12 protein-coding genes are annotated in these 15,203 nt (G+C 46.2%); 7 read left to right on the top strand and 5 right to left on the bottom strand.

Features of this window, described 5'->3' with window-relative positions:
• Positions 1 to 272 precede the first annotated feature (272 nt).
• The 4 genes from SKC38_RS07730 to SKC38_RS07715 are packed head-to-tail and all read left to right on the top strand — an operon-like array spanning position 273 to position 3,484.
• On the top strand, positions 273 to 662 hold the full coding sequence (locus SKC38_RS07730; protein ID WP_377976560.1) for a hypothetical protein: 390 nt from the start codon (positions 273 to 275) through the stop codon (positions 660 to 662).
• A 44-nt stretch (positions 663 to 706) separates the two neighbouring features.
• Complete coding sequence (locus tag SKC38_RS07725; protein ID WP_377976559.1) at positions 707 to 2,914, top strand: TonB-dependent receptor; 2,208 nt, start codon at positions 707 to 709, stop codon at positions 2,912 to 2,914.
• An 11-nt stretch (positions 2,915 to 2,925) separates the two neighbouring features.
• The gene (locus tag SKC38_RS07720) at positions 2,926 to 3,126 is read left to right on the top strand and encodes a heavy metal-binding domain-containing protein (RefSeq protein ID WP_377976558.1); all 201 of its coding nucleotides are present in this window, start codon (positions 2,926 to 2,928) and stop codon (positions 3,124 to 3,126) included.
• Positions 3,127 to 3,169: 43 nt separating this feature from the next.
• On the top strand, positions 3,170 to 3,484 hold the full coding sequence (locus tag SKC38_RS07715) for a heavy-metal-associated domain-containing protein (protein ID WP_377976557.1): 315 nt from the start codon (positions 3,170 to 3,172) through the stop codon (positions 3,482 to 3,484).
• 32 nt (positions 3,485 to 3,516) lie between these two features.
• Here SKC38_RS07715 and SKC38_RS07710 read toward each other — a convergent pair whose 3' ends face one another.
• Positions 3,517 to 5,613 carry a Tex family protein gene (locus SKC38_RS07710; RefSeq protein ID WP_377976556.1) on the bottom strand — a complete coding sequence of 699 codons (2,097 nt, stop codon included), beginning with the start codon at positions 5,611 to 5,613 and terminating at the stop codon, positions 3,517 to 3,519.
• A 122-nt stretch (positions 5,614 to 5,735) separates the two neighbouring features.
• The gene (locus SKC38_RS07705; protein WP_377976555.1) at positions 5,736 to 6,437 is read right to left on the bottom strand and encodes an XRE family transcriptional regulator; all 702 of its coding nucleotides are present in this window, start codon (positions 6,435 to 6,437) and stop codon (positions 5,736 to 5,738) included.
• A 108-nt stretch (positions 6,438 to 6,545) separates the two neighbouring features.
• Here SKC38_RS07705 and dinB point away from each other — a divergent pair, with 108 nt between their 5' ends.
• Entirely contained in the window at positions 6,546 to 7,733 is a 1,188-nt protein-coding gene (gene dinB / locus SKC38_RS07700) for a DNA polymerase IV (RefSeq protein ID WP_377976554.1), read from the top strand.
• 2 nt (positions 7,734 to 7,735) lie between these two features.
• Complete coding sequence (locus tag SKC38_RS07695) at positions 7,736 to 10,654, top strand: DNA polymerase III subunit alpha (protein ID WP_377976553.1); 2,919 nt, start codon at positions 7,736 to 7,738, stop codon at positions 10,652 to 10,654.
• Positions 10,655 to 10,902: 248 nt separating this feature from the next.
• On the opposite strand, the gene SKC38_RS07690 is transcribed toward SKC38_RS07695, so the two are convergent.
• From SKC38_RS07690 to pdxH, 3 genes are all read right to left on the bottom strand, one after another.
• The gene (locus SKC38_RS07690) at positions 10,903 to 11,190 is read right to left on the bottom strand and encodes a type II toxin-antitoxin system RelE/ParE family toxin (protein ID WP_377976552.1); all 288 of its coding nucleotides are present in this window, start codon (positions 11,188 to 11,190) and stop codon (positions 10,903 to 10,905) included.
• Positions 11,177 to 11,377, bottom strand: a complete 201-nt coding sequence (locus tag SKC38_RS07685; RefSeq protein WP_377976551.1) for a hypothetical protein — start codon at positions 11,375 to 11,377, stop codon at positions 11,177 to 11,179. Before SKC38_RS07685 ends, SKC38_RS07690 begins: the two co-directional genes overlap by 14 nt.
• A gap of 294 nt (positions 11,378 to 11,671) precedes the next feature.
• Positions 11,672 to 12,304 (bottom strand): pyridoxamine 5'-phosphate oxidase, encoded by a 633-nt coding sequence (gene pdxH / locus SKC38_RS07680; RefSeq protein WP_377976550.1) that lies wholly within the window; start codon positions 12,302 to 12,304, stop codon positions 11,672 to 11,674.
• 65 nt (positions 12,305 to 12,369) lie between these two features.
• On the opposite strand from pdxH, the gene polA reads away from it, so the two are divergent.
• Positions 12,370 to 15,195 carry a DNA polymerase I gene (polA, locus tag SKC38_RS07675; protein WP_377976549.1) on the top strand — a complete coding sequence of 942 codons (2,826 nt, stop codon included), beginning with the start codon at positions 12,370 to 12,372 and terminating at the stop codon, positions 15,193 to 15,195.
• Positions 15,196 to 15,203 lie beyond the last annotated feature (8 nt).

Raw genomic sequence — 15,203 nt, 5'->3', positions numbered from 1 at the left:
GTCTATTTAGCGCTCGGGTACTTAAAAAGGCTTGTGGTTGATTCAGCGTATAGCTGTTAGCTTGTTTGTCTTTGAATAAAATGAGGTACCTATATTTGGGGGTCGTTGTTCCTTGCGCTATTGCGCTCTGTATGAAAGCTAGTAAAACGACTAAATGTAAGAATTTGATAGGTAGAACACATTTTGATTCGGTGAATTTACTTATATTTAGATATATTTGGAACAAATTCACAGATTTATTCGTTCGAAATAATGTTTTAAGCTGAAATTGGATGCGCACATTTTTGAATCGTAGTTTCTTGCTTGTATTTGTGGCATGGTTTTTAGCGGCCAATGTGGGTTTTTCATGGACCCAATCCACTTGCTTGTTTACAGGAATTCAAAAGGCCACTTGGAGTATTCAAAAATCAACGGGCCATCCTAAAGAAACACAAATTAAGCGCTCGACTTGTTTTCATTTTAAGCATTTTCAGGTTAAGCAACATGCGGTCTTTATAGTCAAAAAACAAGCTTTATCTGTTGATTTAGCCTCTTTTGATAATTCTTTGCTTGCTCAATTCAAGCCTGTTTTTGGAGTGGTTCATGCCGTCCAAAGTTATACAGCTAACGTACCTAACGCACAATCGCTTCGGCGTGCCTTATTGCAAGTATATCTGATTTAGGAGAATTAAATGGTTTCATTTGTTTCACTAAAACAGCTTATCTCATGTATTCAAAATATGTATTGATTTTTTGCCTGCTTTGTTCGCAGGCGATGGCTCAGGAAATCACCGGTCGGGTGATGAGCCTTGATGATTCCGGAAAAATGGAGGATCTTCCTGGTGCTTCTGTCTATTACCAACCTGATAAAAAAGGCGGTATTGTAGGAGCCAATGGATTGTTTTCGCTTAAAGTTCAGACCTTTCCCGGTTGGTTGCTCATTCGTTCGGTTGGCTTTGCCCCCGATTCTGTATGGGTGACGAAACCCCAATTTGTCCATGTACATCTTCGCGCTAATGATGCTGAATTGTCGGAGGTTAAAGTCCTCGCAAGTCCAGGTGGACACGATGTACAATCCATTCAAAGTCGTGAAATTTTGACCATGAAAACCCTGGCGAAAGCGGCATGTTGCAATCTATCTGAGAGTTTTGAAACCAACGCAAGCGTATCTGTCAATTTCACGGATGCCGTCACGGGTGCGAAGCAAATCTCGCTTTTGGGACTCTCTGGTTCCTATGTTCAGACGCAGGTGGAAAATGTTCCTTCGATACGTGGTTTAAAATCAACTTATGGGTTGAATTACATTCCAGGTACTTGGATTCGTTCTATTGATTTAGCCAAAGGCCAGAGTTCCGTAGTGAATGGCTATGAGTCCATGACGGGGGCGATCAACATGGAATTAGCCAAACCGGATACCTCGGAGGTGTATTTTTTGAATGCCTATGGCAATTCGCAGGGGCGGTTTGAGGTCAATCAACAAGCTGCGCATAAATTCAATGGAAAGCTTTCAACGGCGCTGTTGACACATTATTCCCAACAAGCATCGCGCATCGATGGGAATGGAGATGGATTCATGGATTTACCTTTATTTAGCCTGATTAATGTGATGAATCGTTGGAAATATGCGACTGAACATTGGATGCTACAAGCTGGGGTGGGTTATTTGAAGGAATCCCGACTAGCCGGTCAAAATAGCTTCGATGAACAACAATCGAATCGTTATCAGGTCTATGGTTTTGGGAGTAATACGGGTCGTTTTGAAGCATTTGCCAAGATTGCTCGTTTGTTCCCAACGAAACCCTGGAAGGGCGTTGGTTTAATTTTGTCGACAAGCCAACATCAAAATGATGCCTATTTTGCATTCAAGCAATATGCGGGTCGGGAGCAGAGTATGTTTGGGAATTTGATTTATCAGTCGATGATTGACAATACAAATCATACGTGGAAAGCAGGGGCTAGTTTCTTGTATGATTCCTATCAGGAGCGTTATTTAGATTCGACTTATGCACGGACCGAATTGGTTCCGGGTTTCTTTGGTGAGTACACACTAACGGTTCCCAATAAGTTTACCTTGGTGCTGGGTAATCGCATCGACTTTCATAATCAATTAGGCACGAAATGGGTTCCTCGTTTGCATGCCAAATGGGATATCGCTTCGGATTGGTATGCGCGTGTCTCCGCGGGAAAAGGCTGGCGTCGTGTGAATCCTTTGGCAGAAAATATGGGCTTCTTGGCGAATAATCGCTATCTACAATTGTTGGGTAATCTAAATCCTTTGGAAGAAGCGTGGAATTATGGATTCAGTTTGACGCATGATTTTACGTTGGGCAGTCGGAAAGCGAATCTAGTTTTCGATTATTTCCAAACGGATTTTACACATCAATGGATCGTGGACATGGAGACGGCTCATTCGATTCGCATGTACTCAAGTCCGGGCGTGTCTTATGCCAAAAGTGCTCAAATCGAATTTAATTATAGTCCCATCCCTCGTTTGGAATGGAAGACAGCTTATCGATTTCAAGATGTGGCCTCGGATTATGTAGGCCAAAATGGAAGCTTAAGAAGATTGCTAAAACCCTTCTTAAATCGGGATCGAATTCTTGTGAATGTTGCCTATGCGACTAAATATGATATTTGGAAATTTGACTTGACTTGGCAATGGAGCGGGGAACGTCGAATTCCGAACGCTTATGTACATACGACAGATGCGCCTGAGGTGAATGCCCCAGCGTTTTCGATGGTTTATGGGCAAGTAACGCGCCAATTTAAAAAATGGGAAATGTACCTCGGCGTAGAAAATCTTTTTAATTTTACACAAAGCAACCCGATCATGGGTGCCTCTGATCCGTTTAAGACAGGTTTTGATGCAACGATGGTTTGGGGACCTGTCGCGGGTCGAATGGTTTACACAGGATTACGTTATAAAATCAACTAAATAATACAGCTATGAAAAAGTTCATCTTAGTATCTGGAATGGTATTTGCAATGTTTGGAACATTTGCACAAACGCAAGAGTCTAAAAAGACAAAAACGGAAGAGAAAAAAGAAGTATATCAATGTCCGATGAAATGTGAGGGAACAAAAACCTATGCGAAAAAGGGGAAATGTCCAGCATGTACGATGGATTTGAAAGTGGTTAAAAAATAGGTTATACTCCCCAGGCTGAAGCCTGGGGTTAAAAAACAATTGAATGAAACATTTATTATTTTTTCTACTCCTGCCTTTCGGATTATTGGCAGGACCTTCACAAAGCGTGAAGATCAAAACATCTGCGATTTGTGAGATGTGTAAGGAGCGTATCGAGAAGAATTTGGCATTAACGAAAGGAATCGAAAAGTCGGATTTGAATCTCGAAGATCAATCGAACATTACCGTGGTGTATAATCCGGATAAAATTGATGTCGCGAAGATTAAACTCGTGATTGCTGAAACGGGTTATGATGCCGATGAGGTCAAGGCCATCAAAAAGAGCTATGATAAGCTACCTAATTGCTGCAAAAAGTAACGAAAAAGCCCTCAATTTCCTGAGGGCTTTTTTTATTTCTTCATGCTCAAGGCGATGCGTTTTCGCGCCTCATCAACTTCGGTCACGGTAACCATAACCTTTTGGGCTACTTTGACAACTTCGTTGGGGTCTTTGACGAATTTGTCGGCCAACTGGCTCACATGCACTAATCCGTCTTGATGGACGCCGATGTCCACAAAGGCACCAAAGTTCGTAATGTTTGTGACGATTCCTGGCAATTTCATGCCAATGCGTAAATCCTTGATTTCATTTACTCCCTCGGTGAATTCGAATGCTTCGAATTGTTCCCGTGGATCGCGTCCGGGTTTGGCTAATTCTGCTAGAATGTCGGTTAGCGTAGGCATACCCACTTCAGCTGTTACGTATTTCTGTAATTGAATTTGCTTGCGAAGGGACTCGTTGGCCAATAAGTCACTCACCTTGCAATTCAAATCCTTCGCCATTTTCTCCACGATGTCATAGCGTTCTGGGTGAACGGCACTGGCATCTAAGGGGTTTTTCGCGTGACGAATGCGTAAGAAGGCCGCGGCTTGTTCGTACGCTTTTTCGCCTAATCGGGCCACTTTTTTCAAATCCGATCGCTTGATGAAGGGGCCGTTTTTGGTCCGGTAATCGATAATGTTTTGGGCCAATTGAGGGCCAAGTCCTGAAACATAGGATAGAATTTGCTTGGACGCGGTATTGAGTTCGACACCTACTGAGTTTACGCAAGAGATAACCGTATCGTCCAAAGAAGCTTGTAATTTCTTTTGATCCACGTCGTGTTGGTATTGTCCCACGCCGATCGACTTGGGGTCGATTTTGACCAATTCCGCGAGTGGGTCCATCAGTCTTCTGCCGATGGATACGGCACCACGAACCGTAATGTCTTTATCTGGGAATTCTTCCCGAGCTGCTTCTGAGGCTGAATAGATGGATGCACCACTTTCGTTCACCATGATGATGGTGATGCCTTCCAGTTTTAAGTTGCGGACAAAGGCTTCCGTTTCCCGACCAGCCGTCCCATTACCGATAGCGATCGCTTGAACCTTGTGTTTTTTCACCCAAGCGCTGATGGTATGTGCGGCCTCTTGTGCTTGCCCAGGGCCTGTGTGTGGATAAATGGCTGTATTATCGAGGAGCGTACCTTGCTCGTCGAGGCAGACCAATTTGCATCCCGTTCTAAAACCTGGGTCAAGTGCAAGTACGCGTTTTTGTCCAAGGGGCGCGGCTAATAATAATTGGCGAATGTTTTCCGCAAAGACGCGAATTGCTTCTTCGTCGGCACGTTTCTTCGCCTCTGCGCGCATTTCATTTTCCATCGCCGGCATGAGTAGGCGCTTGTAGCCATCTTGGATAGCAAGGGTTACTTGTCGGGCACAGGCATTATTTCCTTTGATGAATCGGCGGTCTAGTTTATCGAGGACCTCTTGGTCGGGGCCTGCGAGATTCAAGTTTAATATCCCTTCGTTTTCGCCTCTAAAAAGGGCGAGGATACGATGGGATGGGGCTTGGGCTAGGGATTCTGACCAGTCGAAGTAATCTTTGTATTTGATGCCGGCTTCTTGTTTTCCTTTGGCGACCGCGGATTTGACGGTCGTTTTGCGAGAAAACAAATGGCGTGCTTCTTCGCGCGCTTCGGCGGTTTCCATCATTTCTTCGGCCAAAATATCGCGTGCCCCTGCCAGCGCTTCTTCGGGATCATCTAAGAATTCTGCAGCTAGCACCTCTGGGTCAAGCATGCGTTGTTCGAATAATTTATCTGCCAAAGCTTGTAATCCCTTTTCCCTTGCGGCCATGGCGCGTGTTTTACGTTTAGGTTTGTAGGGGAGGTAGATGTCCTCGAGTTTGGCGAGGGTTTGCGCGCCGCGCACGGCTTTTTCAAGCTCTGGGCTTAGTTTATCTAATTCTTTAAGTGATTTTAGGATTGCTTCGCGGCGTTTTTCTAGTTCGACAAATTGGTCGCGTAAGTCACGGATTTGTGCAACTTGTACTTCATCGAGGCTACCCGTTGCTTCTTTCCGGTAGCGGGAAATGAAGGGAATGGTGGCGCCTTCATCGAGGAGTTCGACGGTTTTGCGGACTTGGTTTTCGTGGATGCCGAGGGTGGAGGCTATTTTTGCAATCATGATTATTAGACGTTGGAATCGTAGAGACGCGATACTTCGCGTCTATTTTCATAGCCCCAGACTTTAGTCTGGGGTTCCCTAGGCTAAAGCCTAGGGTTATAAGCCCTTCGGGCTATTCGGACCTACTCCGCATTCGGGAAATCACTGTGAAAATACCCCGCGAATTTCCAGATTTCTTGGATTTCAGAGCCGAGAATTGGGTAAGGGTCGTAGGTTTTATTGGTCGAATTTAGGATTAAGACTTTGCGTTCGGCCAAGTGATTAATGACTTGTTTTAAAACTACACCGTCTTCGCGCGTCACTACGATACAAATAGTGCCGTCTTTGATGGCGGTCCAATCTTCCACGTATTCGGCAAAGACCAAAGACCCGGGTTGCAGCGGCAGCATCGATTCGCCTTTGATGGGGAATACGCGGTATTTTTTGTCGCGTGGCAAGAAGGGTACTTGGAAGGTGGGAAGTTCTTGAATGAACTCGACATCGTCGTAAGAAGCGGTGTATCCGGCCAAAGCTTTGACAGGTACCATTTCAATATTTTCTTCATTGTTGGAATCCACCGTCGTAGCTAAAATACGTAGCTTCGGCTTGTTGGCCATTCCGGGAAGTCTTTTGGAAAGATCTTCTTTGAGTAATTCATCCACCTCTACTTTGAAAAATTCGGCTATTTCAATCAGATCGGCGTATTTAGGTTCCGCTCTACCGGATTCGTAGGAGCCCAAGGTGGGCTTTTTGATGTTGATTAATTCAGCCAGTTTTTCTTGTGATGTTTTCTCGGGCATTTTGCTGCGTAAAAAACGTAAATTCTGACTAAAAAAAGTGCTCATGCGATTTGCTTATTTAACTAAAATGAATAAAATTCGTATTCAATATTTTATCGTATACTCATCGAAGTTACAAAAGGTATTCGAAATACGCAAATAGCTACCAAATTTATGCAAGAGCGCGCCATTGTGCACATGGACTTAGATTCCTTCTTTGTCTCGGTCGAGCGACTTCGAGATCCACGTCTCGTGGGGAAACCCGTGATCGTTGGAGGCTTGTCGGATCGTGGTGTCGTAGCCGCATGTAGTTATGAGACGCGGGCTTTTGGGGTGCGCTCGGCGATGCCGATGCGGATGGCCTTGAAGTTGTGTCCGGATGCCTTGGTGTTACGCGGGGATTTCGAGGCTTATGCGCAGCATTCGGATTGGGTGACGCGGATGATTATGGACCGGGCGCCTGTCGTGGAGAAGGCATCGATCGATGAGTTTTATTTGGATATGACGGGCATGGAACGCTTTTTTGGTTCATATCAGTTTGCGACGGATTTGCGCCAAAAGATTCACAAGGAAACAGGTTTACAGATTTCCTTTGGCCTATCGGTGAATAAAACGGTTTCCAAAGTGGCTACGAATCATGTTAAACCGGCTGGTCAGTTTCAGGTCCTACCTGGCGAGGAAAAGGCTTTCTTAGCGCCCATGGTTGTCGGGAAGATTCCGATGATTGGGGCAGTGACGGCCCAAACGCTCCGGAACATGGGCATCGTACATGTGGGAACACTGAGTCAAATGCCGCTGAAGGTGCTGGAGCGAACTTTTGGTAAATCGGGTGTCATGCTGTGGGAGCGGGCGAATGGAATCGATTTACGCCCCGTAGTCCCTTATTCGGAACAAAAGTCACTCTCGAAGGAGATTACCTTTGAGCAGGACACGACGGATGTACATTTGTTGCATCGCATCTTGGGTTCGCTCACGGAGCAGTTGGCCTACGACCTCCGCAAACTCGGCCAATGTACCTCCTGCATCACGGTCAAATTACGTTATTCGAATTTTGATACGCATACCCGACAAATCAGTATTCCGGCTTCGGCGAGTGATCATCGTTTGATTCCGGCGGTGCATGAATTGTTTGAGAAATTGTATGATCGCCGACTGTTGATTCGCTTGATTGGGGTGCGATTTTCCAAATTATTACAGGGTCAGGAGCAATTGAGCTTGTTTGATGATGGGGCGCGGTTGGTGCCTTTGTATGGAGCGATGGATAATCTCCGAAATCGCTACGGGGAGTTTTCTGTTTTACGGGCGAGTGGTTTGATGGAGCGCGGGGAGCGTCGGAATGCTTTAGTACCTAAGTCGGAATAGCCATGTACCTGAATTGTCACTCGTATTATAGCCTGCGTTATGGAACGCTTTCGCCCGAGCAGCTGGTGGAGGCGGCGCTTGCGCGGGGTATTCAGGTCTTGGCTTTGACGGATATTCATCGGACTTCTGGGATTTTTGATTTTGTGCAGGCTTGTACGGAGGCGGGGATTAAGCCGGTGGTGGGGATGGAATTTGCCAAAGGCTATGTGTGTATGGCGCGGAATCCCGCGGGTTTGGCACAGATTAATGCTTTTGCCTCCCAGGTTTTATTGGCCGGTGGTGACTGGCCGGAGCGTCCCCCGGAATGGGAGGATGTGTGGACCATTTTTCCGTTTAGTCGGCGAAAGACTTTGCGTATCCTCGGTAAAAACGAGCGCTGGGGTGTTCGTGGAACCGATTTGAAGGCCTTGTGGAATGTGAAGGATTTGGATGGGATGGTGTGGTGCCAACCGGTTACTTTTTTGAACAAGCAGGGTTTTTCGATGCATCGTTTGTTGCGGGCGATTGACCAAAATGTCTTATTGAGTAAACTCTCTCCCAAAGCGCAGGCGCAGGAAGATGAGCGGATGTACACGCCGGAGGAGTTGCGGGAGATTTGTCGGGATTACCCTGGATTATTGGATGCTGCTGAGCAGTTACTGGCCGACTGCACCTTTCGTTTTGATTTTAAATTGCCAAAGACGCGGCGTTTGTATGGCTCAAGTCGGGAGGATGATTTGGCATTGTTGACCAAATTGGCCCATGAAGGTTTACGTTATCGGTATCCCCGTTCGGACCGGGAGGCGAAGGCGCGGGTGGAGAAGGAACTGAAGGTGATTCATGAATTGCATTTTGATGCCTATTTTCTGATTACGTGGGATATTATCCGTTATGCGCGTTCGCGCGGGTATTTTCATGTGGGGCGTGGATCGGGGGCGAATTCGATTGTGGCCTATTGTTTGGGAATTACGGATGTGGATCCGGTGGCCTTGGATTTGTATTTTGAGCGATTCATTAATCCGCATCGGACGAGTCCGCCGGATTTTGATATTGATTTTTCGTGGGATGAGCGTAATGACATCATCGATTATATATTTAAGCGCTATGGGGCGAAGCATGTGTGCTTGTTGGCGACCTATGTAACCTTTCGCGATAAATCCATTTACCGGGAATTGGCGAAGGTTTTTGGTTTACCCAAAGCCGAAATTGATGCGTGGTTGGACCCTGCTACCGCGATGCGGGAGGTGAGTTCGGAGATTCAAAGCTTGATTGTGAAGTATGGAAATTTATTGTTGGACTTCCCGAATTACCTGAGCATTCATGCCGGCGGCATTTTGATTTCGGAGGAGCCTTTGTTTGCGTATACGGCGTTGGAACCGATGCCCAAGGGCTTCCCGATTTGCCAGTTTGATATGTATGTGGCGGAGGAGATTGGTTTTGCGAAGTTTGATATTTTGTCGCAGCGAGGTTTGGGACATATTAAGGAGTCGGTGGATATCATTCGTGCGAATCGGGGGGTGGATGTGGATGTGCATCGGGTGCAGGATTTTATGCAGGATGAGGGGATTCGTAAGCAGTTGATGCGGCATGAGACGATGGGTTGTTTTTACATTGAGTCGCCGGCGATGCGTCAGTTGCTGAAGAAGTTGCGCTGCCAGGATTACTTGACTTTGGTGGCGGCTTCGTCGATTATCCGACCGGGTGTCGCGTCCTCGGGGATGATGAAGGCTTACATTGAGCGTTTTCATGCGCCGGATTCGTATGAGCCGGTACATCCTTTGATGGGGGAGTTGATGAAGGAGACGTATGGGGTGATGGTGTATCAGGAGGATGTGATTAAGGTGGCACATTATTTTGCGGGTTTGAGTTTAGCGGAGGCGGACGTATTGCGCCGGGGGATGTCGGGCAAATCGCGTTCGCGCGGGGAGTTTGAGCGGATTCGGGAGGCATTTTTTGTGAATTGTGCGGGGAAGGGTTATGCGGAGGCGGTGGCGCGGGAGGTGTGGCGTCAGATGGAGAGTTTTTCGGGCTATTCCTTTTCGAAGGCGCATTCGGCATCGTTTGCGGTGGAGAGTTACCAAAGTTTGTACTTGAAGACCTATTATCCGCTGGAGTTTATGGTGGCGGTGATTAATAATTTTGGGGGATTTTATCGGACGGAGTTTTATGTGCATGAGGCACGGCGATGTGGGGCACAGGTGGAGGCGCCGGAAATTAATGCGAGTGACTATTTGACTTCGATTCGGGGATCGGTGATTTGGTTGGGCTGGGTGCATGTGAAGGGATTGGAGAAGCGGGTGATTCATGATTTGTTGGAAGCACGGCGGCAGGGAGGTCCTTTTCGGTCTTGGGAGGATTTTGTGCGTCGGGTTTCGTTGGGATTGGAGCAGGCGATTTTGTTGATTCGGGTGGGGGCATTTCGGTATTTGGGGGTGGAGAAGAAGCCTTTGCTTTGGGAGGCCCATGCGCGTTTTCAGGGGAAGGTGGCGCCGGTGGTAGCGATGGAATTGTTTGGGGATGAGGTGTCGGATTTGGGAGTATTGCCGGAGTTGTTGCATGATCCTGCGGAGGATGCCTTTGATCAGTGGGAGATCTTGGGCTTTCCGTTGTGCTCGCCGTATGATTTGGTTTCCGACTTGCCAAAAACCTTGTTGAATGCTGATTTTGCGTATGATCGCGGGGATATCTTGGGTTATTTGGTGACCTTAAAGCCGACGCGAACGAAGTCGGGCGACCGCATGTATTTCGGTTATTTTGTGGATGTGCGTGGTGAGTTTTTTGATACGGTGCATTTTCCGGCGGATTTGAAGAAGTATTCGTTTCGGGGGAATGGGGTGTATTGGATGCAGGGGGTCGTGATGGAGGAATTTGGGCATCGCAGTTTGCGGGTGCAGCAATTAAGGAAGCTCGGGTGGCGGGTGGATCCGAGGAGGGAGGATTAGGGGGGAGGTAAGAGGTAAGAGGGGGGAAGTCACTAGTCACTAGTCGTCAGTCCGGAGGGAAATAGTCCGGAGTCCGAAGGGGGGGCAGTGGTCAGTGGTCAGTTGTTAGTCCGGAGGGAAATAGTCCGAAGTCCGAAGGAGGGGGGCAGTGGTCAGTTGTCAGTCCGAAGGGAAGGCTTAAAGAATTGCACCTCCGGACTTCTTACCTCTTCCCTCTTAAATCTTACCTCTTACCTCTTACCTCTACTCTAAGTTCTTCTGCGCATATGCAGAATGGCAATGATCAAAATAGCTTGTTTGGCTTTATCAACTTGATAATGAATCATGAAGGGGAATCGAGGGATGATACAACAACGGATACTGTGGGAATAGCGGACATAGGTCAAGTGAGGAAATTGACTTATGAGCTCCAATGATAGAGAGATCTGATTCAAAAAATAGGTACCTAAAAGTGATACTTGATTATTATACCAAGTTATGCTTTCACTCATTTCAACATAAACGTGTGAATTCGTGACGATTTTATAAATTGTCATGTTGGCTTTTGAGTTTTTGAATAACTTCTTCCCAAGGGATGTCAGGATTGTTGAATTCGTTGCGTACGCGGAGGCGTTCGGCGACAAGGGTTTTATGCCAGCGAGGAATAGGCGAAAGTTGTGGATCTTCTAAAATCGAGGCCTCAAAGTTTGGGTCGCTGATCGGGTAGTTTTGTGGCTTTTGCATGAGCTGTCTATTTGAAAACAAACTTAGGTGCAAAAACAAAGAAGTCTAATTCGGAAAAAGAATTAAAAACTGATAAAATAGTCAGGCGCTAGTTCGGAGGGAAAAAGTCCGGAGTCCGAATGGTGTTCAGTTGCATGTGGTCAGTGGTCAGTCCGGAGGGGATTAGTCCGGAGTCCGGAGGGAGTTATCAGTGGTCAGTTGTCAGTGGTTAGTCCGGAGGGAAAGAGTCCGTAGTCCGTAGGGGGATGTCACCTCAAACGTCTAAAGTCCAACGTCTAACGTCTAACGTCCAATCTATGGTGCTATCCGATACCGCTCCCAGCTCTGGCCCGTTTTTTCATACACAATCCGATCATGTAATCGCGACGGCCGCCCCTGCCAGAATTCGAAATAATCCGGAATTAATTCATATCCTCCCCAATGCGCAGGTTTTGGGATTTCTTTGCCCTCGTATTCTTTGGCTAATTCCGCATAGCGTTGCTCCAAATATTCACGTGATTCTACCCGGGAACTTTGGTCAGAAACCCATGCGCCTAACTGCGATTCGCGCGGACGTTGGTGGAAATATTCCGTGGAAAGGACTTCCGACATCTTATGTACACGGCCTTCGATGCGTACTTGACGCTCTAATTCGCCCCAAAAGAATGTAAGGGACGCCTGCGCATGATGCGCTAATTCTGCCCCTTTACGGGAATGGTAATTCGTGAAAAAGGAGAAAGCCTCATCGACATGTTTTAATAAGACGATACGCCCTGCCGGTTTATTATCGTGCCCAACGGTGCTCAAAAACATGGCATTCGGCTCAGGAACTTTGGCATTTGATGCTTCCTGAAACCAAATTTTAAATTGTTGGATTGGGTCCTTGTCAACCGTAGTTTCTAAAAGTTCACCTTTTTGATAATTCTCACGAAGGGCGGCTAAATTCATAATTCAGAATTTTTATTTCTTATCTTTGAGCGGGCTTTCTGCTCGTTCAAATTTAGTCAATTTCTATGAAAAAATTATTCCTTTTTGATGCCATGGCGCTGATTTATCGTGCCCATTTTGCGTTCGCTAAAACACCCCGGATTTCATCAAAAGGCTTAAATACAAGTGCCGTTTTTGGTTTCACAAACACCATTTTGGAAGTCATTCAAAAGGAAAAGCCTGATTACTTGGGGGTTGCCTTTGATACCTCGGCACCTACGTTCCGTCACGTCGAATATACGCCCTACAAGGCTCAGCGGCAGGAACAACCGGAAGATATCACCGTTGCCATTCCCTATGTGAAGAAATTGGTGGAGGCGATGGATATTCCTATTTTGATTTTGGATGGTTATGAAGCCGATGACATTATCGGGACAATTGCCAAAAAAGCCGTGCGTGCCAATCCGGATATAGAGGTGTATATGATGACGCCCGACAAGGATTATGGCCAATTAGTAGAGGAGCGAATCAAAATGTACAAGCCTGCTTTTATGGGCAAGGGGGTGGAGATTTTAGGTCCCAAAGAGGTCTGTGCCAAATGGAACATCCAAAACGTTGACCAAGTCATTGATATGTTGGGGCTTATGGGTGATGCTGTGGACAATATACCGGGCGTTCCGGGAGTTGGAGAAAAGACGGCTCAGAAGCTCATCGAGGAATATGGTTCCATGGAGAACTTGTTCCAAAATACGGATAAATTAAAAGGTAAGCTGCGTGAAAACTTGGAGAATTTCCAAGAGCAAGGCATGCTATCCCGTCATTTGGCAACCATCTTGTGTGAGGTGCCCATTGAATACGAAGAAGATAAATTAGTTATTACTGCACCCAAGAAGGATTTATTGGAACCTTTATTGGACGAATTAGAATTCAGAACTTTACGTCGGAGAATCTTGGGTGAAGACCCTGAACATGCTGCTCCGAAAGCCAAAGCAAGCCCCAAAGTGGCTGCTAATCAAATGGATATGTTTGGTTCGCCGGCAGCTGCTCCGGCTGATTTCATGATGGCCGAGGAGGAAGAAGAAAAGGTGTCGCATTTCAGTAATTTGGCAAATACAGCCCACCAATACCATTTGGTGCAAGGGGAAGCAGCGATCAAATCTTTGATTGGATTTTTAGGCCGACAAGATTCCTTCTGTTTTGATACGGAAACCACCAGTTTAACGGCGGTTGAGGCTGAACTCGTTGGGATGTCATTTGCCTACCGAAAAGGTGAAGCTTTTTATGTGCCATTCCCGGAAAATCAGGCGGAGGCGCAAACGCAAGTGGATTTATTCAAGGAATTGTTTGCGAACGAGGCTATTCAAAAAGTTGCGCAGAATATCAAATACGATATGAGTGTGTTGGCCAATTATGGTGTGGAAATCAAAGGTGCAACCTATGATACCATGCTGGCTCATTACCTTATCGAACCGGAAAAGCGCCACAACATGGACGCTTTGTCCATGGCCTATTTGAGCTATGAACCTTTGTCTATTGAGACCTTGATCGGCAAAAAAGGAGCCAAGCAAGGCAATATGCGCGATGTTGCTTTGGAGGATATCAAAGAATATGCAGCGGAAGATGCAGATATTACCTTGCAATTAAAACCTTTCTTGGATGAGCAATTAAGCAAGAATCCCAAAGCGATCGAATTATTGAACGAGGTCGAATTGCCTTTGGCACGCGTCTTATCGAAGATTGAATGTGAGGGGGTTAATTTAGATGTGGCATTTTTACAAGAGATGTCAAAGACCTTGGAAACGGATTCGCGCGAGGTCCAACAAAAAATCTTCGAAGTAGCGGGGCAGGAATTTAATGTCGCATCTCCCAAGCAATTGGGTGAGATTCTATTTGAGAAATTGAAACTAGATCCCAAAGCAAAGAAAACGAAAACAGGCCAATATCAGACAGGGGAGGAAATTTTGTCCAAATTGGAAGCAGAGCATGAAATTGCGCGTTTGATTTTGGACTTTAGAGAATTGCAGAAATTGAAGTCGACCTATGTCGATGCCTTACCTCAATTGATTTCGCCGAAAACAGGTCGTATACATACCTCCTTCATGCAGGCGGTAACGGCAACGGGACGTTTGTCTTCGAAGGATCCCAACTTGCAAAATATCCCAATTCGTACACCGCGTGGTCGGGAGATACGTAAGGCGTTCATTCCTCGCAATGCTGATTTTCAGATTTTATCGGCCGATTATTCGCAAATCGAGTTGCGGATTATGGCTGCATTTGCCCAAGATGAAGCGATGTTGAATGCCTTTAATCAGGGAATTGACGTACATAAAGCCACGGCAGCCAAGGTATTTAAAGTTAGCTTAGATGAAGTGACATCTGAATTACGTAGAAGAGCTAAAGCGGTCAATTTTGGAATTATTTATGGTCAATCAGCTTTTGGTTTGGCGGGATCTTTAGGGATTTCTCGGACCGAGGCGAAGGAAATCATTGACCAATATTTTGTGGAGTTTCCGGGTGTCAAAGCCTTTATGGACACGACAATTACACAAGCTCGCGAGTTGGGTTATGTGGAAACAGTCTTGGGGCGCCGTCGGTATTTGCGTGATATTTTGTCATCCAATATGAATGAGCGGAGTTTTGCAGAACGAAATGCGATCAATGCTCCGATTCAAGGTTCTGCAGCCGATATGATTAAAGTGGCTATGATACAGATTCAGGCGTTTATTGAACGGGAGAATCTGAAGTCACGCATGATATTGACGGTGCATGATGAATTGGTTTTTGATGCGCATGTTTCAGAAATTGATTACCTTCGTACGCACATTGATGAAATTATGTGTCAGGCCTTGGATTTAGGCGTGAAGATTGAGACGGGCATTGGAGTTGGTATGAACTGGTTGGAAGCCCATTAATGGATAAG

Origin of the sequence: Aquirufa echingensis, from assembly GCF_042714525.1 — a bacterium.
GTDB classification, from domain to species: Bacteria; Bacteroidota; Bacteroidia; order Cytophagales; family Spirosomataceae; genus Aquirufa; species Aquirufa echingensis.
The sequence above is the reverse complement of the archived record's forward strand: the minus strand, read 5'-3'. Positions and strand labels throughout refer to the sequence as shown.

Excerpts from the sequence above, each read along its gene's own strand:
- SKC38_RS07715 (WP_377976557.1), top strand. The coding sequence starts at position 3,170 with ATGAAACATTTATTATTTTTTCTACTCCTGCCTTTCGGATTATTGGCA.
- SKC38_RS07730 (WP_377976560.1), top strand. The coding sequence starts at position 273 with ATGCGCACATTTTTGAATCGTAGTTTCTTGCTTGTATTTGTGGCATGG.
- SKC38_RS07695 (WP_377976553.1), top strand. The coding sequence starts at position 7,736 with ATGTACCTGAATTGTCACTCGTATTATAGCCTGCGTTATGGAACGCTT.
- SKC38_RS07705 (WP_377976555.1), bottom strand. The coding sequence starts at position 6,437 with ATGAGCACTTTTTTTAGTCAGAATTTACGTTTTTTACGCAGCAAAATG.
- dinB (WP_377976554.1), top strand. The coding sequence starts at position 6,546 with ATGCAAGAGCGCGCCATTGTGCACATGGACTTAGATTCCTTCTTTGTC.
- SKC38_RS07725 (WP_377976559.1), top strand. The coding sequence starts at position 707 with ATGTATTCAAAATATGTATTGATTTTTTGCCTGCTTTGTTCGCAGGCG.
- SKC38_RS07710 (WP_377976556.1), bottom strand. The coding sequence starts at position 5,613 with ATGATTGCAAAAATAGCCTCCACCCTCGGCATCCACGAAAACCAAGTC.
- SKC38_RS07690 (WP_377976552.1), bottom strand. The coding sequence starts at position 11,190 with ATGACAATTTATAAAATCGTCACGAATTCACACGTTTATGTTGAAATG.
- polA (WP_377976549.1), top strand. The coding sequence starts at position 12,370 with ATGAAAAAATTATTCCTTTTTGATGCCATGGCGCTGATTTATCGTGCC.
- SKC38_RS07720 (WP_377976558.1), top strand. The coding sequence starts at position 2,926 with ATGAAAAAGTTCATCTTAGTATCTGGAATGGTATTTGCAATGTTTGGA.
- SKC38_RS07685 (WP_377976551.1), bottom strand. The coding sequence starts at position 11,377 with ATGCAAAAGCCACAAAACTACCCGATCAGCGACCCAAACTTTGAGGCC.
- pdxH (WP_377976550.1), bottom strand. The coding sequence starts at position 12,304 with ATGAATTTAGCCGCCCTTCGTGAGAATTATCAAAAAGGTGAACTTTTA.